At 59.2% G+C, this 18,614-nt stretch carries 14 protein-coding genes and 1 tRNA gene; 12 read left to right on the top strand and 3 right to left on the bottom strand.

All coding sequences use genetic code 11. The features are described 5' to 3' along the window. The 11 genes from FLO80_RS08730 to rpoC form a co-directional block, all read left to right on the top strand. The coding region (locus tag FLO80_RS08730; protein WP_500676333.1) for an EF-Tu C-terminal domain-related protein at positions 1–148 on the top strand (148 nt) is incomplete at its 5' end. A 159-nt stretch (positions 149–307) separates the two neighbouring features. Then, on the top strand, positions 308–976 hold the full coding sequence (locus tag FLO80_RS08725; protein ID WP_111365690.1) for a CatB-related O-acetyltransferase: 669 nt from the start codon (positions 308–310) through the stop codon (positions 974–976). Positions 977–1,032: 56 nt separating this feature from the next. Then, a tRNA-Trp gene (locus tag FLO80_RS08720) sits at positions 1,033–1,108 on the top strand. Positions 1,109–1,612: 504 nt separating this feature from the next. Beyond that, the gene (gene secE / locus FLO80_RS08715; RefSeq protein WP_111365688.1) at positions 1,613–1,810 is read left to right on the top strand and encodes a preprotein translocase subunit SecE; all 198 of its coding nucleotides are present in this window, start codon (positions 1,613–1,615) and stop codon (positions 1,808–1,810) included. Positions 1,811–2,072: 262 nt separating this feature from the next. Then, complete coding sequence (nusG, locus tag FLO80_RS08710) at positions 2,073–2,606, top strand: transcription termination/antitermination protein NusG (RefSeq protein ID WP_111365686.1); 534 nt, start codon at positions 2,073–2,075, stop codon at positions 2,604–2,606. A 148-nt stretch (positions 2,607–2,754) separates the two neighbouring features. After that, complete coding sequence (gene rplK / locus FLO80_RS08705) at positions 2,755–3,180, top strand: 50S ribosomal protein L11 (RefSeq protein ID WP_111365684.1); 426 nt, start codon at positions 2,755–2,757, stop codon at positions 3,178–3,180. A 1-nt stretch (position 3,181) separates the two neighbouring features. Beyond that, positions 3,182–3,880, top strand: coding sequence for a 50S ribosomal protein L1 (gene rplA, locus FLO80_RS08700; protein WP_111365682.1), 699 nt, complete (start codon positions 3,182–3,184; stop codon positions 3,878–3,880). A 370-nt stretch (positions 3,881–4,250) separates the two neighbouring features. After that, a complete protein-coding gene (gene rplJ / locus FLO80_RS08695; protein WP_111365680.1) occupies positions 4,251–4,763 on the top strand; it encodes a 50S ribosomal protein L10 in 513 nt (170 codons plus the stop codon). A gap of 72 nt (positions 4,764–4,835) precedes the next feature. After that, on the top strand, positions 4,836–5,219 hold the full coding sequence (gene rplL, locus FLO80_RS08690) for a 50S ribosomal protein L7/L12 (RefSeq protein WP_111365678.1): 384 nt from the start codon (positions 4,836–4,838) through the stop codon (positions 5,217–5,219). Between the two features lie 236 nt (positions 5,220–5,455). Then, positions 5,456–9,595, top strand: coding sequence for a DNA-directed RNA polymerase subunit beta (gene rpoB, locus FLO80_RS08685; RefSeq protein WP_111365676.1), 4,140 nt, complete (start codon positions 5,456–5,458; stop codon positions 9,593–9,595). A 57-nt stretch (positions 9,596–9,652) separates the two neighbouring features. Further along, the gene (gene rpoC / locus FLO80_RS08680) at positions 9,653–13,900 is read left to right on the top strand and encodes a DNA-directed RNA polymerase subunit beta' (protein ID WP_111365771.1); all 4,248 of its coding nucleotides are present in this window, start codon (positions 9,653–9,655) and stop codon (positions 13,898–13,900) included. A 559-nt stretch (positions 13,901–14,459) separates the two neighbouring features. Here the strand turns inward: rpoC and FLO80_RS08675 are convergent. Genes FLO80_RS08675 through FLO80_RS08665 form a run of 3 tightly spaced genes read right to left on the bottom strand, consistent with a single transcriptional unit; the run spans position 14,460 to position 16,897 of the window. Beyond that, a complete protein-coding gene (locus tag FLO80_RS08675; RefSeq protein WP_111365674.1) occupies positions 14,460–15,683 on the bottom strand; it encodes a CaiB/BaiF CoA transferase family protein in 1,224 nt (407 codons plus the stop codon). Further along, positions 15,680–16,108: a PaaI family thioesterase gene (locus tag FLO80_RS08670; RefSeq protein WP_246156616.1), complete on the bottom strand. Its 429-nt coding sequence runs from the start codon at positions 16,106–16,108 to the stop codon at positions 15,680–15,682. The genes FLO80_RS08675 and FLO80_RS08670 overlap by 4 nt, the downstream gene beginning before the upstream one ends. 3 nt (positions 16,109–16,111) lie before the next feature. After that, positions 16,112–16,897 (bottom strand): IclR family transcriptional regulator, encoded by a 786-nt coding sequence (locus FLO80_RS08665; RefSeq protein WP_111365672.1) that lies wholly within the window; start codon positions 16,895–16,897, stop codon positions 16,112–16,114. Positions 16,898–17,042: 145 nt separating this feature from the next. Here FLO80_RS08665 and FLO80_RS08660 point away from each other — a divergent pair, with 145 nt between their 5' ends. Continuing rightward, the gene (locus tag FLO80_RS08660; protein WP_111365670.1) at positions 17,043–18,602 is read left to right on the top strand and encodes an acetate--CoA ligase; all 1,560 of its coding nucleotides are present in this window, start codon (positions 17,043–17,045) and stop codon (positions 18,600–18,602) included. Positions 18,603–18,614: the final 12 nt, after the last annotated feature.

Genomic DNA, 18,614 nt, shown 5'->3' with positions numbered 1-18,614 from the left:
GGGCACCGAGATGGTGATGCCGGGCGACAACGTGAGCTTCAAGGTCGAGCTCATCGCACCGATCGCCATGGAAGACGGCCTGCGCTTTGCCATCCGCGAAGGCGGCCGCACCGTCGGTGCCGGCGTCGTCTCCAAGATCATCGAGTAAGTTCTGGCCCTGCTGCCGGAATATTCGGGCCGTCCCCTGCGGGGCGGCCCTTTTCGTACCGGTATATTGAGTTCAGGAATCAATTCATGGAGATGGAGGGCGTGATGGATAAGGCGGCGATTTGAACCTGATCCCAGACGAATCGAACAGGAGCTTTCCATGCCTGCATTTCCTGCGCCAGACACCCATCATCCGGTGATTCTGCCTGATGGCAGCCCGCACCGTGGAACTGTGTTCCTCAAACCCGCGCTTTCGCACCCCCGGATCGAGGTGGGGGACTATACCTATGCCAGCGCCCACGAGGCACCCGAGAACTGGGCCGCACATCTCGCGCCTTACCTCTATGACTTCTCGCCCGAAAAGCTGGTGATCGGCAGGTTCTGCCAGATCGTCGACGGGGCCGTGTTCATTACCGCTTCGGCCAACCATCGTCATGACGGGTTTTCCAGTTTTCCCTTTGCCGTCTTTCATCGGGAATTCGAGGCCGCGGCTTCGATGCCCGGACCCGGGCCGGATACGATCCTGGGAAATGACATCTGGATCGGCCAGGGTGCGCGAATCCTGCCGGGTGCGCGGATCGGCGATGGCTGCATCATCGGTGCGGGTGCGGTCGTTTCCGGCGTGTTTCCACCTTACTGCGTCATCGTCGGCAATCCGGCTCGTATCCAGCGGCGGCGTTTTGACGAGCAGACGATAGCAGCCCTTGAGCAAATCGCCTGGTGGAATTGGCCGATCGAGACGATATGCGCCGAAGAGGCGGCGATCTGCGGCCGCGACATCGCACGCCTGCGCCGCGTGTCCGAGCGTTTGCGTCCGGGGCATGGCTGAGCGGGAATTCGGTCTTGCAATGCCAACCCACGGCGAGTAAATCGAAGCCCGGCCTTAGGGGTATAGCTCAGCTGGTAGAGCGACGGTCTCCAAAACCGTAGGTCGCGGGTTCGAACCCTGCTGCCCCTGCCATTCCACTTTTCCATTCGCTGGGTGTTCTGGCTGGAGTCGTCTGGTGGCGACCATGGCGGGTTCCCAGGCCGATCTTTCTTTCTATCGGGATCGCGTTGATCGTGTCTTTGACGGTCGGACCGGACCGGTTGATCGAACTGGTCGAGCCGCTCAGGCGCCGTTTCGCGACGCGGTGTCCCAAGAGGGCCGAAGCGACGAGGATAAAGCACAAGCCGGATCGGATTGTCTCGCGCGATTCGTGGAAAAAATGCCGGAGCGGTGGCGTGAGGGGATCGAAGCGCCGCATTGGGTGCGACGACACAGATCGACGCCGGCCTAGAAAACCGCCCCGACCTGTTTGATCGCCTTGCCGCCAAGCGTGAGCGTGATTTTGGTCATGTCGGAGCTGGGTCGAGGGGGGATCGGGGGCGATGCCTGTCGAAGCGGACGAGGTGCCGCCATCGGGGTTGAATTCATGAGCGCGCCCGCGTATGTGACGCGCTGACAGTCACGAAAGAAAACGCCATGGCCCGCACCAATCCCCTTCAGTTCATCCAGCAAGTTCGCGCCGAAGTCTCAAAGGTGGTGTGGCCGACACGCCGCGAGGTGGCCCTGACGACCGTGATGGTTTTCATCATGGCCGCATTGACGGCGGTTTTCTTTGCTCTGGTTGATCTGCTTATCCGTAGTGGTTTGCAGGGCATCTTGAGCTTTTTTGGCTAAAGATGGGTTCGGCCGGACGGGCCGCCAAATTGGCACATGGTGCTCTGGACATCAGCTTGTGTTCAATTGGCTCCGGCAATAAAACCGTGGCCAGGACTTGAAATCAGGGGGTCATGGGGGTAGTGGGGCCTTCATTCCCTGACATGGCGTGCGGCGATTCGTGTTGCACGCCGATTTTTGTTGCGGGAACTGCGTGGAGCAATTCGCGCGTCGTGAAAAATGATCGGCGGCTCCGTCGGCGAGAGACAGGATCGAAACGCATATGGCGAAACGGTGGTATTCGGTTAGCGTCCTTTCGAATTTCGAAAAGAAGATCGCCGAGCAGATCAGACAGCTTGTTGACGAAGAGAGGCTTGAGGACCAGATTGACGAGGTTCTGGTGCCGACCGAAGAGGTGATCGAGGTGCGCCGCGGCAAGAAGGTCACGACCGAGCGCCGCTTCATGCCCGGCTATGTTCTGGTGCACATGGAAATGTCGGACAAGGGCTATCATCTGATCAACGGGATCAACCGCGTGACCGGCTTTCTTGGTCCGCAGGGCCGCCCGATGCCGATGCGCGATGCCGAGGTCGAGGCGATCCTGGGCCGTGTCGCCGAAGGCGAAGAGGCACCGCGCACGCTGATTTCGTTCGAGGTGGGCGAAAAGGTCAAGGTCAACGACGGCCCGTTCGAGGATTTCGACGGCATGGTCGAGGAAGTGGACGACGACAACCAGCGCCTCAAGGTGACGGTGTCGATCTTTGGCCGGGAAACGCCGGTCGAACTGGAATTCACGCAGGTCACCAAGCAGGGCTGATCGGCGGGATGGCAGGCACATGCCTGTCCTGTGCGGGGGCGACCCCGTTCATACGTGGGAGGCGAGCGCGGCGCGCCGCGCGGATCGGACCACGCAACGCAAAAGCCCCGCAAACGCGTTTATGGGGCGTTGAAAAGGAGAAAGGCCAATGGCCAAGAAACTTGCCGGGACCATGAAGCTTCAGGTCCCCGCCGGGCAAGCGAACCCATCTCCGCCGGTCGGTCCGGCGCTGGGTCAGCGCGGCATCAACATCATGGAATTCTGCAAGGCATTCAATGCCAAGACCGCAGAAATGGAGCCCGGTGCGCCGTGCCCGACCGTGATCACCTATTATCAGGACAAGTCCTTTACCATGGACATCAAGACGCCGCCGGCGTCCTACTACCTGAAAAAGGCCGCCAAACTGAAATCCGGCGCCAAGACTCCGTCGCGCGAAACGGTGGGATCGGTGACGGTCAAACAGGTGCGCGAGATCGCGGAGGCCAAGATGAAGGACCTCAACGCGACCGATATCGAAGCCGCGATGAAGATCATTGTTGGTTCGGCCAACTCCATGGGCATCGAGGTGAAGTAAGATGGCAAAACTCGGAAAACGTTTGAAAGCCGCCCGGGAGGCATTCGCCGACAAGGAGAATGTCACGGTTGAGGAAGCTGTCGCTCTGATCAAGGCCAACGCTTCGGCAAAGTTCGATGAAACCGTCGAGGTCGCGATGAACCTTGGGGTTGACCCGCGTCACGCCGATCAAATGGTGCGTGGTGTCGTCGGCCTGCCCAATGGCACCGGCAAGGATGTGCGCGTTGCGGTTTTCGCCCGTGGCCCCAAGGCCGATGAGGCCCAGGAGGCTGGCGCGGATATCGTGGGGGCCGAGGACCTGATGGAGATCATTCAGGGCGGCAAGATCGAATTCGATCGCTGCATTGCCACGCCTGACATGATGCCGGTCGTCGGTCGTCTGGGCAAGATTCTGGGCCCGCGCAACCTGATGCCGAACCCGAAGGTCGGGACGGTGACGATGGACGTGGCCGAGGCCGTGAAGTCGGCCAAGGGTGGTCAGGTGCAGTTCAAGGCCGAGAAGGCCGGGATCGTGCATGCCGGGGTCGGCAAGCTCAGCTTTGACGAAGCCAAGCTCGTGGAGAACATCCGCGCCTTCATCGACGCCGTGGCCAAGGCCAAACCGACAGGCGCGAAAGGCTCATACATGAAGAAGATCGCGATTTCTTCCACCATGGGTCCGGGCGTTTCCGTTGATGTGGATAGCGCCACCGGCAATTGATCCGGTGAACAGCCAATTGAAAAAGGCGTCTTTAACGGCGCCTTTTTTGCATTGTTGCAGGGGGGAGCGGTCCTTTTGAAGTGTAAATTGCCTCGGCCTCTTGCCCCTCCCGGCATTTCCCTCTAAACAGCGCCTCGTCAGGTCGCCCGATTCCGTCGTGGCGGCCTGTCGATTCGTCCGAGACGGTGGGTTGCGTCAGCAATAAATCCTGCCCGAGACGGGAAAGACCAGATTTCTTCGGGTGGCCCCGTGTGGCCGCGCCCCGGGGCGACTTGGAACGGACCCGTAAGGACCCGATTGCCGGGTTTTTTTGACCCGGTGAAATATGAGCCGGAGGGTCTTAAAAGCCTTCCTTAACTGGAGTGAAACTGTGGATAGAGCCCAGAAAGAGAAAGTGGTCGAGGAACTCGGCCAGATCTTCGAAAGCTCTGGCGTCGTCGTGGTGGCCCACTACGCCGGTCTCACGGTTGCTGAGATGCAGGATCTTCGTGCCCGCGCCCGCGCGGCCGAGTCGTCGGTCCGCGTCGCCAAGAACAGGCTCGCCAAGATCGCCCTCGAGGACAAGCCCTGCGCAAGCATGGCCGAATACCTCACGGGTATGACCGTTCTGACCTATTCGGAAGATCCTGTGGCAGCTGCCAAGGTCGCCGAAGACTTTGCCAAGGAGAACAAGAAGTTCGAAATCCTTGGCGGGGCGATGGGTGAGAGCGCGCTCGACCGGGCCGGCGTCGAAGCCGTGTCGAAAATGCCCTCGCGCGATGAGCTTATCGCGACGATTGCGGGCATGATCGGTGCACCTGCTTCGAATATTGCCGGTGCCATTGGCGCACCTGCTTCGAATATCGCTTCCATTCTCTCGACCATCGAAGAGAAGGCCGCGTAAGCAACCCTATGACTGGCGTGGAGAGACATCTCACGCGTTGGAACACAAACCAAAGAACGGAAAGCAAGTAAAATGGCTGATCTGAAGAAACTGGCAGAAGAGATCGTCGGTCTGACGCTTCTCGAAGCACAAGAACTGAAAACCATCCTCAAAGACGAGTACGGCATCGAGCCCGCAGCCGGTGGCGCGGTCATGATGGCCGGTCCCGCCGGTGGCGACGCTGGTGGCGCAGCAGAAGAAGAGCAAACCGAGTTTGACGTCATCCTCGTCAGCCCCGGCGCCTCGAAAATCAACGTCATCAAGGAAGTCCGTGCGATCACCGGTCTTGGCCTCAAGGAAGCCAAGGAACTGGTCGAAGCCGGTGGCAAGGCCGTCAAAGAGCAAGTCTCGAAAGACGAAGCCGAAGACATCAAGGGCAAGCTGGAAGCGGCTGGCGCGGAAGTCGAGCTCAAGTAATCGATGTTGCCCGGGAGTCCGGGTGATTTCAAGGCTGGACCCGGCGTCGCCGGGTCCAGTCGAACCTGTCTTAGCAAGGGCCCCTGCTCGGGGCATTTTCTAAGGTCTGGTTCACGGATCGGGAGGTCGCCTTGGGTCGGCGGCCACGAATTGATTCGAACCAGCCATCTCTGATGGACAGGCCGCCGTGGCCCGACGGTGCGCTCTCCTGCGAGAAACGAAAGGTGACATCGCTCATGGCACAAACCTTCCTTGGCCAGAAACGTTTGCGCAAGTATTTCGGCAAGATCCGTGAAGTCCTGGAGATGCCGAACCTGATCGAAGTGCAGAAAAGCTCTTACGATCTGTTCCTAAAATCCGGAGAACAGGAGATCCCGCAGGACGGCGAGGGTATCAAAGGCGTATTCCAGTCGGTTTTCCCGATCAAGGATTTCCACGAGAGTTCGGTTCTCGAATTCGTCGATTACGAGCTGGAACAGCCGAAATACGATGTCGAAGAATGCATGCAGCGCGACATGACCTACAGCGCACCGCTCAAGGTGACGCTGCGGCTCATCGTGTTCGATGTGGACGAGGATACCGGCGCGCGCAGCGTGAAGGATATCAAGGAACAGGATGTGTTCATGGGCGACATGCCGCTCATGACGCCGAACGGCACTTTCGTTGTCAACGGGACCGAACGTGTGATCGTTTCCCAGATGCACCGGTCGCCCGGCGTGTTCTTTGACCACGACAAGGGCAAGACCCATTCCTCGGGCAAGCTGCTGTTTGCCTGCCGTATCATCCCCTATCGTGGTTCGTGGCTGGATTTTGAATTCGACGCCAAGGATGTCGTTTATGCCCGGATCGACCGCCGCCGGAAATTGCCGGTGACGACCCTGCTTTATGCCCTCGGCATGGATCAGGAGGCGATCATGGGCGCTTACTATGACACGATCTCCTACAAGCTGCGCAAAAAAGACAATGGATGGGTCACCAAATTCTTCCCCGAGCGCGTTCGTGGCACCCGGCCGCCGTTTGATCTGGTCGATGCCAAGACGGGCGAAATCATCGCCGAAGCCGGCAAGAAAGTGACGCCACGCGCGGTCAAGAAGATCATTGACGAGGGTGCGATCACCGATCTCCTGGTGCCGTTTGAGAACATCGTCGGAAAATTCGTCGCCAAGGACATCATCAACGAGGAAAACGGCGCGATCTATGTCGAGGCCGGTGACGAGTTGACGATCGAGCGCGACAAGGATGGTGAAATCATCGGCGGCTCGTTGAAAGAGCTTCTCGATGCCGGGATCACCGATATCCCGGTGCTCGACATCGACAATATCAATGTCGGCTCTTACATCCGCAATACAATGGCGATGGATAAGAACATGAACCGCGAATCCGCGCTCATGGACATCTATCGCGTGATGCGCCCGGGTGAGCCGCCGACCGAAGAGGCCGCCTCAGCCCTGTTTGACACGCTGTTTTTCGATGGCGAGCGCTATGACCTGTCGGCCGTTGGTCGCGTGAAGATGAATATGCGGCTGGCACTCGACAAGCCCGATACGCAACGCACCCTTGATCGCGAAGATATCGTGGCCTGCATCAAGGCGCTTACCGAGCTGCGCGATGGCAAGGGCGATATCGACGATATCGACCACCTCGGCAATCGCCGGGTTCGGTCGGTCGGCGAATTGATGGAGAATCAGTATCGCGTGGGCCTCTTGCGGATGGAGCGCGCAATCAAGGAGCGCATGTCGTCGGTCGAAATCGACACGGTGATGCCGCAGGATCTGATCAACGCGAAACCTGCGGCTGCAGCGGTGCGTGAATTCTTTGGCTCCTCGCAGTTGTCGCAATTCATGGACCAGACCAACCCGCTTTCGGAAGTCACCCACAAGCGGCGTCTCTCGGCGCTTGGGCCGGGTGGTCTCACGCGTGAACGCGCGGGCTTCGAGGTGCGTGACGTTCACCCGACCCACTATGGCCGGATGTGCCCGATCGAAACCCCGGAAGGTCAGAACATCGGTCTGATCAACAGCCTTGCGACCTTTGCGCGGGTCAACAAGTATGGCTTCATTGAAACGGCCTATCGCCGGGTGGCTGACGCGCAGGTGACTGACGAGGTCGTCTATATGTCTGCCACCGAGGAGGCACGTCACGTCATTGCACAGGCCAACGCGACCCTCGACGACGACGGGCGTTTGGTCAACGAGATGGTCAACACCAGGCAGGCGGGTGAGTATACACTGGCCCCGCGCGAGAGTGTCGACCTGATCGACGTGAGCCCGAAACAGCTCGTTTCTGTTGCCGCCTCGCTCATCCCGTTCCTTGAAAACGACGACGCCAACCGTGCGCTTATGGGGGCGAACATGATGCGGCAGGCTCTGCCGCTGATCAAGACCGAGGCGCCTCTGGTCGGGACCGGGATCGAGGGCAAGGTTGCGATCGACTCGGGCGCTGCGATCACTGCGCGGCGCGCCGGGATCATCGACCAGGTGGATGCGCAACGGATTGTTGTTCGCGCAACTGAGGATCTGGCGTTGGGCGATGCCGGTGTTGATATCTACCGGATGCGCAAGTTTCAGCGATCCAACCAGAACAGCAGTATCAACCAGCGGCCCCTGGTGAAAGTGGGCGATACGGTTCAAAAGGGCGAGGTTATCGCCGATGGGCCGGCTACCGACATGGGCGAATTGGCCGTCGGTCGGAACGTGATCGTCGCTTTCATGCCTTGGAATGGCTACAACTACGAGGACTCGATCCTGATCTCCGAGCGGATCGTGCGTGACGACGTGTTCACCTCGATTCATATCGAGGAATTCGAAGTTGCGGCGCGCGATACCAAGCTGGGGCCGGAAGAGATCACCCGTGACATCCCGAATGTCGGTGAAGAGGCGCTGCGCAACCTTGACGAGGCGGGCATCGTCTATATCGGTGCCGAGGTCGAGCCGGGCGATATTCTTGTCGGCAAGATCACACCCAAGGGCGAGAGCCCGATGACGCCTGAGGAAAAGCTCCTGCGCGCCATCTTTGGCGAAAAGGCATCGGATGTGCGCGACACGTCGCTCAGGGTCAAGCCCGGCGATTTCGGCACCGTTGTCGAGGTGCGGGTGTTCAACCGGCACGGCGTGGAAAAGGACGAACGTGCGCTTCAGATCGAGCGTGAAGAGGTCGAGCGCCTAGCCCGTGACCGTGACGACGAGCTGGCCATTCTGGATCGCAATATCTATGCGCGTCTTCAGTCGCTGATCCTTGGCAAGATCGCCGTCAAGGGCCCGAAAGGCGTGAAGGCGAATTCCGAGATCACCGAGGAGCTTCTTGAAACCTTGACTCGCGGCCAATGGTGGCAGCTTGCCCTCAAGGACGAGAAGGATGCCCAGATCGTCGAGGCCCTGCACGAGCAATACGAGGCGCAAAAGCGCATGCTTGACGCAAGGTTCGAGGACAAGGTCGAGAAGGTGCGCCGTGGCGATGACCTTCCGCCGGGGGTGATGAAGATGGTCAAGGTCTTCATCGCGGTGAAACGCAAGTTGCAGCCCGGTGACAAGATGGCTGGCCGTCACGGCAACAAGGGCGTCATTTCAAAGGTTGTCCCGATGGAAGACATGCCGTTCCTCGCTGATGGAACGACTGTCGATGTCTGCCTCAACCCATTGGGCGTGCCGAGCCGGATGAATGTCGGACAGATTCTCGAGACCCACATGGGCTGGGCCTGCCGGACATTGGGCTCCAAGATCGATGCAGCACTGGCTGAGTATCGTCGCTCTGGCGATATGACGCCTGTGCGTGATGCGATGCGCACTGCCTATGGTGAAGATGTGTACGAAGAAGGCATCGCATCCATGGGCGACGACGAACTCGTCAGCGTGGCAGGGACTGCGACGGGTGGCATGCACATCGCGACCCCTGTTTTCGATGGGGCCCGGGAAGAGAACATCAACGATGCGTTGGTGCGGGCCGGACTTGATTCCAGCGGGCAATCGATCGTCTATGACGGCCGTACCGGCGAGGCATTTGCGCGGCCGGTGACGGTCGGCGTGAAATACATGCTCAAGCTGCACCACTTGGTCGACGAAAAGATTCACGCGCGTTCCACCGGGCCTTACAGCCTCGTCACCCAGCAGCCACTGGGCGGCAAGGCACAGTTCGGTGGTCAGCGTCTTGGGGAAATGGAGGTCTGGGCACTCGAGGCTTACGGTGCCGCCTACACCCTGCAAGAGATGCTGACGGTGAAATCGGACGACGTGGCCGGACGGACCAAGGTCTATGAAAGCATCGTCAAGGGCGAGGATAATTTCGAGGCCGGCGTTCCCGAGAGCTTCAATGTGCTTGTGAAGGAAGTCCGCGGTCTCGGCCTCAACATGGAACTCCTGGATGCGGAGGAAGAAGACTAAGGCTGCAATTTTCTCTGAAAAAGCATGCCCTTCCAACGCACGTATGAGGATATCAAAATGAACCAGGAACTGACCAACAACCCGTTCAATCCGCTGACCCCGACAAAGGTCTTTGACGAAATCAAGGTCTCGCTGGCGAGTCCCGAGCGGATTCTCAGCTGGTCCTACGGTGAGATCAAGAAGCCCGAGACGATCAACTACCGGACCTTCAAGCCAGAGCGTGACGGGCTTTTCTGTGCCCGGATCTTTGGGCCGATCAAGGACTATGAGTGCCTGTGCGGCAAATACAAGCGCATGAAGTATCGCGGCGTCGTCTGCGAGAAATGCGGTGTCGAGGTGACGCTTCAGAAGGTGCGCCGCGAACGGATGGGCCATATCGAACTGGCTGCGCCTGTCGCGCATATCTGGTTCCTCAAGTCCCTGCCCAGCCGGATCGGTCTCATGCTCGACATGACGCTCCGCGATCTCGAACGGGTTCTCTATTTCGAGAACTACGTGGTGATCGAGCCGGGCCTCACCGATCTTTCCTATGGTCAGATGCTGACCGAGGAAGAATTCATGGACGCCCAGGACCATTACGGCATGGATGCGTTCACCGCCAATATCGGTGCCGAAGCGATCCGCGAGATGCTGGCCCAGATCGACCTTGAGTCCGAGGCCGAGCGCCTGCGCGCCGAATTGGCCGAGGCAACAGGGGAATTAAAGCCGAAGAAGATCATCAAACGGCTGAAAGTGGTCGAGAGCTTCCTCGAAAGCGGCAACCGTCCGGAATGGATGATCATGACGGTCATCCCGGTCATCCCGCCCGAACTGCGCCCGCTGGTGCCGCTGGACGGCGGCCGCTTCGCGACCTCGGACCTCAACGACCTGTACCGCCGGGTTATCAACCGCAACAACCGCCTCAAGCGGCTGATAGAGCTGCGCGCGCCGGATATCATCGTGCGCAACGAAAAACGGATGCTGCAGGAATCGGTCGATGCGCTGTTTGATAACGGCCGTCGCGGTCGGGTCATCACCGGTGCCAACAAGCGTCCGCTGAAGTCGCTGTCGGACATGCTCAAGGGCAAGCAGGGTCGCTTCCGTCAGAACCTGCTGGGCAAGCGGGTGGATTTCTCGGGCCGCTCGGTCATCGTGACAGGGCCGGAGCTCAAGCTGCACCAGTGCGGCCTGCCCAAGAAGATGGCGCTGGAACTGTTCAAGCCGTTCATCTATTCGCGGCTTGAGGCCAAGGGGCTGTCATCAACGGTGAAACAGGCCAAGAAACTGGTTGAGAAAGAGCGCCCCGAGGTGTGGGACATCCTCGACGAGGTGATCCGCGAACATCCCGTGATGCTCAACCGTGCACCGACACTGCACCGCCTCGGCATCCAGGCGTTCGAGCCGATCCTGATCGAAGGCAAGGCGATCCAGCTGCACCCGTTGGTCTGCTCGGCCTTCAATGCCGATTTCGATGGTGACCAGATGGCGGTCCATGTGCCGCTTTCGCTCGAAGCACAGCTCGAAGCGCGCGTTCTCATGATGTCGACCAACAACGTGCTTTCGCCTGCGAACGGTGCGCCGATCATCGTGCCGTCACAGGATATGATCCTTGGCCTTTATTACACGACGATCGAGCGCGAGGGCATGAAAGGCGAAGGCATGGCCTTCTCCTCCATCGAAGAAGTGCAATATGCACTTGATTCGGGGGCTGTACACCTTCATTCCAAGATCACGGCCCGCATCCCCCAAGTGGACGCGGAAACCGGTGAAACGGTCATGAAGCGGTATGAGACGACACCCGGGCGCGTTCGTCTCGGGGCGTTGTTGCCGATAAATGCCAAAGCGCCGTTTGATCTGGTGAACAGGCTGCTGCGCAAGAAGGAAGTGCAGCAGGTCATCGACTCGGTCTACCGGTACTGTGGTCAGAAAGAGAGCGTCATCTTCTGTGACCAGATCATGACGATGGGCTTCCGCGAGGCGTTCAGGGCCGGTATCTCCTTTGGCAAGGATGACATGGTCATTCCCGACAGCAAATGGAGCCTCGTCGAAGAGGCACGTGAGCAGGTCAAGGAATTCGAACAGCAATACATGGACGGCCTGATCACTCAGGGTGAAAAATACAACAAGGTCGTTGATGCGTGGTCGAAGTGTAACGACAAGGTCACCGATGCGATGATGGCGACTATTTCGGCCGAAAATCGCGATGAATTCGGCGCCGAGCAGGAACCGAACTCGGTTTACATGATGGCCCACTCGGGTGCGCGGGGGTCGGTTACGCAGATGAAACAGCTGGGCGGCATGCGTGGTCTTATGGCCAAGCCGAACGGTGATATCATCGAAACGCCGATCATCTCGAACTTCAAGGAAGGCCTGACCGTGCTTGAGTACTTCAACTCGACACACGGCGCCCGGAAGGGCCTCTCGGATACCGCCTTGAAAACGGCAAACTCGGGCTATCTGACGCGGCGTCTGGTTGATGTCGCGCAGGATTGCATCGTGCGTGAGCACGATTGCGGCACTGAAAACGCGATCACCGCCGAACCTGCCGTCAATGATGGCGAGGTCGTCGCATCGTTGAGTGAACGTATTCTCGGGCGTTTCACGGTTGATGATATTCATGCGCCGGGAACAGATGAGATCATCGTGCCCAAGAGCACCCTGATTGACGAGCGCATGGCGGATATAATCGAAGAGGCCGGGGTTCAATCGGCCCGCATTCGCTCGCCGCTCACCTGTGAGGCCGAAGATGGGGTCTGCGCCATGTGTTACGGGCGTGATCTTGCGCGCGGCACCTTGGTGAACGTGGGCGAAGCGGTGGGCATCATCGCGGCACAGTCGATCGGAGAACCGGGCACACAACTTACGATGCGGACCTTCCACATCGGGGGCGTGGCACAGGGTGGCCAGCAATCGTTCCTTGAGGCCAGCCAGGAAGGGATCATCGCGTTCGAGAGCGCGCAGATTCTTGAGAACCAGTCCGGTGAACCGCTCGTCATGGGGCGCAACATGAAGTTGATCATCCGTGATGAAGATGGCAACGAACGTGCAAGTCACAAGCTGGGCTATGGGTCCAAGCTCTTTGTCAAGGATGGCGACAGGGTATCGCGTGGCGACAAGCTCTTTGAATGGGATCCGTATACGTTGCCGATCATCGCGGAAAAGGCGGGGACGGCCAAATTCGTCGATCTTGCCACCGGTGTTTCGGTCCGCGACGAGACCGATGACGCGACCGGGATGACGCAGAAAATCGTGACCGATTGGCGTGCCGTACCCAAAGGCAATGAGCTCAAGCCAGAGATTATCCTTGTGGATGGTGACGGTGAACCGGTTCGCAACGATGCCGGCAACCCGGTGACCTATCCGATGTCGGTCGATGCCATTCTGTCCGTCGAAGACGGGCAAGAGGTTCTGGCCGGGGATGTCGTCGCACGGATTCCGCGCGAAGGTGCCAAGACCAAGGATATCACCGGGGGTCTGCCGCGCGTGGCTGAACTGTTCGAAGCGCGCCGCCCCAAGGATCACGCCATTATCGCCGAGATCGATGGGTATGTCCGGTACGGGCGCGACTACAAGAACAAGCGCCGCGTCACGATCGAGCCTGCCGACGAAACGATGGAGCCAGTCGAATACATGGTGCCCAAAGGCAAACATATCCCCGTTCAGGAAGGGGATTATGTTCAGAAGGGCGACTATATCATGGACGGGAATCCTGCACCGCACGACATTCTGTCGATCATGGGTGTTGAAGCGCTGGCCGATTACATGATCAACGAGGTGCAGGAGGTCTATCGCCTGCAAGGCGTGAAGATCAACGACAAGCACATCGAGGTGATTGTTCGCCAGATGCTTCAGAAGTGGGAAATCCTCGATAGCGGCGAAACAACGCTTCTCAAGGGCGAGCATGTGGAGAAGCAGGAACTTGAGGCTGCGAACGAGAAGGCATTGGCCAAAGGTGGTCGCCCGGCTCACGGAGAACCGATCCTATTGGGTATCACCAAGGCCTCGCTTCAGACCCGGTCCTTCATTTCGGCAGCTTCATTCCAGGAAACCACGCGGGTTCTTACCGAAGCATCCGTACAAGGCAAACGTGACAAGCTCGTGGGCCTCAAGGAAAACGTCATCGTCGGGCGACTGATCCCGGCGGGGACGGGGGGGGCGACGCAGAAGGTGCGGCATATTGCGCAGCAGCGTGATAATGTCGTCATCGAGGCGCGCCGTGAAGAGGCGGAAGCGGCGGCGGCGCTGGCGGCTCCGATGGAGGATGACGTGGTCGGCGGGGACGAGTTCGACACGCTCGTCGAAACCCCGGAGAGCCGTAACGAATAAGCCTTAACCCACGGACAAAAAAGACAAAAGCCCCCGGCGATCGTTTCGTCGGGGGTTTTTTCATGGCCGCGTGGCAGTGCTCGGCGGGGCGCTGTCGGGCGGGTCGACACCGCTTGCGAGGGCCATGCTGCACCGCGGCAGAACGCTGGGGTTAACGCCAACGGCGGCCGGAAAACCGGGGGGTGATCTCCGGCTGTTGCCCGGCTGTTGGGCGTGCACCGCCGCATCGCAGCATTCGCCGGGCGAAAAATGGTAAACGCAACGCCCGCTCTGCCCCTTCCTTGCCGGTCGGCGCTGACACCGCAAGCCGCCATGGCGGCACCAACTCGCATCTTGGGATCACAGCCGAGCCCGGAGCTGGCATTTCACCGGGCTGAAATGCTGCAGGCGTGATCGGCCGGTCTCTGCCCGAAATGGACGCGCCTGCGATGATCTTGAGGCGGCATACGTGAAGACGACGTGGGATCTGTCGCGGGTCTTCGACGCCCAGGTGGTTCGGATCGGTAAACATCGCGCGGACGGCTGCCCGGTCCATATCGGGAGCCCCTGAAGACCTGCGTCAGGGCAGGCCTTTCACCACCCCTTTGACGACCAGTTTCTGAATGTCCGATGCTTGAAGGCCCAGTTGGCTGGACAAGACGTCAAAGGTGTTTTCCCCCAGCATGGACGGCGCGGTGGCTTTGGCTGCACCGACACCGTCGAACCGGATCGGGCCGCGGACCAATTTCATATCGCCGACTTCCGGGTGGGTGACCTCTTCGACAAGTTCCTGTCTGGTAACGTGGTCTTGCTCGAGGGCCTCTCCAATCGACAGGATCGGCGCGCTGGGCACGTCGAATTCTTCCAGCCTTTGCAGCCAGTAAGCCGTGGTGTCCTGGGTCATGCGCGCATGGATGATGGGTTGCAGGGCGTCACGATTGGCCAGCCGTGCGTCATAGAGTGCGAAACGCGGATCTGCGATCAAGTCCTCGCGGTCCAGACTGCGGGCAAAGTTGTGCCAGAACCGTTCTGTCAGGCAGGCCACGATGACATGACCGTCCGAGGTCGGGAACGATCCGTAGGGCACAATGCTGGGATGCTGTGTGCCGACCGGCTGCGGGCTTTGTCCGGTGACAAAATAGATTTGCGACAGATACCCCTGCAAGGCGATCAGGCTGTCGAGCATTGCGACTTCGATATGCTTGCCGCGCCCGGTGGCGTTGCGCTCGTGCAGGGCCGCGAGCAGACCAAACACCGAAAAGATGCTGCCGGCCATATCACCCAAGGGGATGCCCAACTTGTTCGGCGCCTGGCCCGGTTCGCAATTGACGCTCATCACACCGGAAAGCGCCTGTGCCACGATGTCAAAAGCGGGCTTGTCGCCATGCGGGCTGTTGGCGCCGAAGCCGGTGATCGAACAATAGAGCAACCGGTCATTATCGGCGCGCAGCGTGTCGTATCCGAGGCCCAGACGATCCATCACACCGGGGCGGAAGTTTTCCAGGACGATGTCGCTTTGCCGTGCCAGATCCTTGGCGATCTGCACCCCTTCGGGTGATTTCAGATCAAGAGAGATGCTTTTCTTGCTGCGATTGAGTGCGATGTAATAATGGCTCATGCCCTTTTGAAAGGGGGGGAAGTTGCGGGTCTCGTCGCCTGATGTGATCGGTTCGACCTTGATAACTTCAGCGCCAAGGTCCGCCAGAACCATGCTGGCATAAGGGCCGGACAGAATGCGCGAAAAGTCGAGAACCTTAATGCCTGCCAGCGGTCCAGCGGGGGCCTGTTTTAGGGTATCGTTCATGGTTTCTCTCCCGATGTCCTTGAAATTTTCATCACTGCCGAGGCGCTTGCGATCTGTCTGTCGTCGCAGATGATGTCCGCGTCGACAAACATCAAAGACCGCGTTGCCTGACGGATCGAAGGCTGGATTCTCAGGAAGTCGCCGGCACGGGCGACCCCCAGGAACCGCGTTTCCATCTGCACTGTAACTGTTGGTTGACGATCCGCCGCGTTCCATGCGGCGATCGCAATCACCTGATCCAGAAGGCTGGTGATGACACCGCCGTGAATAATTCCCAGATGGTTTTTGTGACTCTCGTTGGTTTGCAATGCATAGCTGTGCTTACGGTCCGCATCCGTCGCGCGTAAAAGCGGACCAATCAGCGCCATGAACCCGTCAATCGTCAGTTCCCGCCAATCTTCCGACGCGATGTCATGTGTCGTCACGCTTCACCTCCCAGTGTCGATCTGCATGTTTTCGATGTCTTCCCGAATGGCCATCATCGCCTTGACCAGTTTGGGGATTTGTTTTTCCTTCAGGCGCTCGGAAATGCCGATTGCAACGATCGAGCGGGTCATGGTGTGGTTTGCGCCAAAGACCGGGACGGCAACAACCGTCACGCCGGAAATATAGCTGCCCTGGTCTACCGCGTAGCCAAGTTCGCGGGCGGATTTGACCTCTTCGCGCCAATTTTCGAACGTCGGCGGGTGATCCCAGGTCAGTTTTTGGAAACGGTTTGCCAACTCGGTTTCGTCCTGCACATTGAATGCGGCGAACAGACGTCCCGTGGCGCTGATCAGGGCGGGAAAGCGGCTGCCCAAGTCGACCTGGAGTCGGAACGGGATGTTGGATTGCGACAGTGCGATGACCACCATCTGCCCCGGCTCGGACAGTTGGGTGGCGATACCGGTCACACCGAACCTTGCGGATAGATCTGACAGCTTCGGTTGGATCAAGACCGAGAATGTATTGCGCTGAAGGGCGGCCCGGGCGAGGGGCAAAATGCCGATTCCCATCGTGTAGCGCTTCAGATTCGAATCAAATTCAACCAGCCCTTCCTCTTCGAGAACGCGCAGGATGTGCAGGCAGGTGCTGGGGATCAGCCCAAGCTCTCTTGCGATGGGATTGACGCCCACGGGCTCGTTCGAGCGCGCCAGAAACCTCAATATAGCAAGGGCACGCGTGACCGCAGGCACCTGCCGTTTGGTCGTGGATTTTTTGTCTTCACCGGTCATTTCAGGCCTCTTCCCAATGTCATATTGTTGTCTGTATACAATAATATAATCATATTGACAATAGATGATCGTTATCCCTACCCTTGTCAACGAGCCAGGGCGCACCTTCTGGGGGCCTGCGGAAAATTTTGGGGAGGAGACGGGAATGACCCGGCTGACGGAATTCACGTCCTATGCGGACGCTCAGAAGCACTACTCGAAAGAGAAGCTTTGGGAGCTGTTCGACGGTGATCCAGCGCACTTCAACATCTCGCATGAATGTCTCGACCGGCACGTCGACGGGGACAACGTGGCGCTCCGGATCGCGCATTCCGACGGAGCTGATGAAGTTCTGACCTTTGAAGAGGTGTCGCGCCGGTCCTCGCAGATCGCGCATTATCTGAACGCCAACGGCATCAAGAAGGGTGACCGCGTTGCCGTGATGATCGAACCGTCGCTGGCGTTCTATGCCGCGATGTTCGGGGTGATCAAAAGCGGCGCCGTTGCGGTTCCGATGTTCTCGCTGTTCGGGCCGGATGGAATTCGTTTGCGTGTTGGGGATTGCAAGCCTTCGATGTTCTTCACCAATTCGGAAAAGGCGCCCGACGCGGTTGCGGGCGGGGCCGAGAATGTGACCGTCGTTGATCGGGATTTCCTGGACGGGTTGAACGATCTGCCCGCGACTTATGAGTGGACGACCTCGGGTCGCGATCTGGCGGTTTTGCAGTATACCTCGGGTACGACCCGTGCGTTGCCTGCGGCTGTCAAGCACAGCCACCAGTCGATCGTGACGCTGATGGTGGCTGCGCTTTATGCGACTGGCATCCGCCCCGGCGACCGTTTTTTCTGCCCGTCTTCGCCCGCTTGGGGGCATGGGCTGTGGCACGGCACACTTGCGCCGATGGCGATGGGCGTTTCGACCGGCACGTTCAGCGGCAAGTTCGATGCCGTGCGCCTGCTGCGGGCCTTGCATGATTTTCGCATCACCAACCTCACCGCTGCGGCGACGCATTACCGGATGATGCGCAACTCCGGCGAGGCCGAGAATTTCACCTACGCCTTCGACAAGCTGTCCTTCACCGGCGAGCCGATCGACTCGGAAACCGCGACCTACGTCGAACAGGTTTTTGGCACCAAGGTGCGCTCGATGTACGGCACCACGGAGATCGGCGTCATCATCGCGAACTATCCCGGAGCCGACGATCTGGAAGTCCGTGATGGCGCAATGGGCAAGGCTGTGCCCGGCGTCGAAGTGAAGGTGCAACGGCCGGACGGGACAGCCGCAGAACCCGGCGAAACCGGTGAGTTGATGGTCAAGAAACGCGGAGAGTGGTTCCAGACCAAAGATCTGGGCCGGGTCGATGCGGATGGGTATTTTTACCACGGTGGGCGGGCCGATGACGTGATCATTTCCGCTGGCTGGACCATTGGCGCGATCGAAGTCGAAGACGCGATCCTGAGCCATCCGGCCGTTGCCGAATGCGCCGTGATCGGGGCCCCCGACGAGCTGCGTGGGCTGGTGGTCAAGGCCTACATCATCCTCAAGGGCGATGAGACGCCCGACCTGACCAAGAACATTCAGGATCACGTGCGCGCCAGACTGGCCCGCCACGAATATCCCAGACAGATCGAGTTTGTCACCGATCTGCCGAAGACGCCGGCAGGGAAGGTGAACCGCAAAGTCCTGAGAGATCAGGAAGCCGAAAAACTGGCAGCAGCGGAATGATCCGCCACGCCA

The organism is Aquicoccus porphyridii, assembly GCF_008369105.1.
Classification (GTDB): Bacteria; Pseudomonadota; Alphaproteobacteria; order Rhodobacterales; family Rhodobacteraceae; genus Aquicoccus; species Aquicoccus porphyridii.
Note: the sequence above shows the minus strand (reverse complement) of the source record. Positions and strands in the feature narration are given on the sequence as shown.

Bases quoted from the DNA above. Each gene is read 5' to 3' on its own strand.
- FLO80_RS08725 (WP_111365690.1), top strand. From the start codon at position 308: ATGCCTGCATTTCCTGCGCCAGACACCCATCATCCGGTGATTCTGCCT.
- secE (WP_111365688.1), top strand. From the start codon at position 1,613: ATGGCCCGCACCAATCCCCTTCAGTTCATCCAGCAAGTTCGCGCCGAA.
- nusG (WP_111365686.1), top strand. From the start codon at position 2,073: ATGGCGAAACGGTGGTATTCGGTTAGCGTCCTTTCGAATTTCGAAAAG.
- rplK (WP_111365684.1), top strand. From the start codon at position 2,755: ATGGCCAAGAAACTTGCCGGGACCATGAAGCTTCAGGTCCCCGCCGGG.
- rplA (WP_111365682.1), top strand. From the start codon at position 3,182: ATGGCAAAACTCGGAAAACGTTTGAAAGCCGCCCGGGAGGCATTCGCC.
- rplL (WP_111365678.1), top strand. From the start codon at position 4,836: ATGGCTGATCTGAAGAAACTGGCAGAAGAGATCGTCGGTCTGACGCTT.
- rpoB (WP_111365676.1), top strand. From the start codon at position 5,456: ATGGCACAAACCTTCCTTGGCCAGAAACGTTTGCGCAAGTATTTCGGC.
- rpoC (WP_111365771.1), top strand. From the start codon at position 9,653: ATGAACCAGGAACTGACCAACAACCCGTTCAATCCGCTGACCCCGACA.
- FLO80_RS08675 (WP_111365674.1), bottom strand. From the start codon at position 15,683: ATGAACGATACCCTAAAACAGGCCCCCGCTGGACCGCTGGCAGGCATT.
- FLO80_RS08665 (WP_111365672.1), bottom strand. From the start codon at position 16,897: ATGACCGGTGAAGACAAAAAATCCACGACCAAACGGCAGGTGCCTGCG.
- FLO80_RS08660 (WP_111365670.1), top strand. From the start codon at position 17,043: ATGACCCGGCTGACGGAATTCACGTCCTATGCGGACGCTCAGAAGCAC.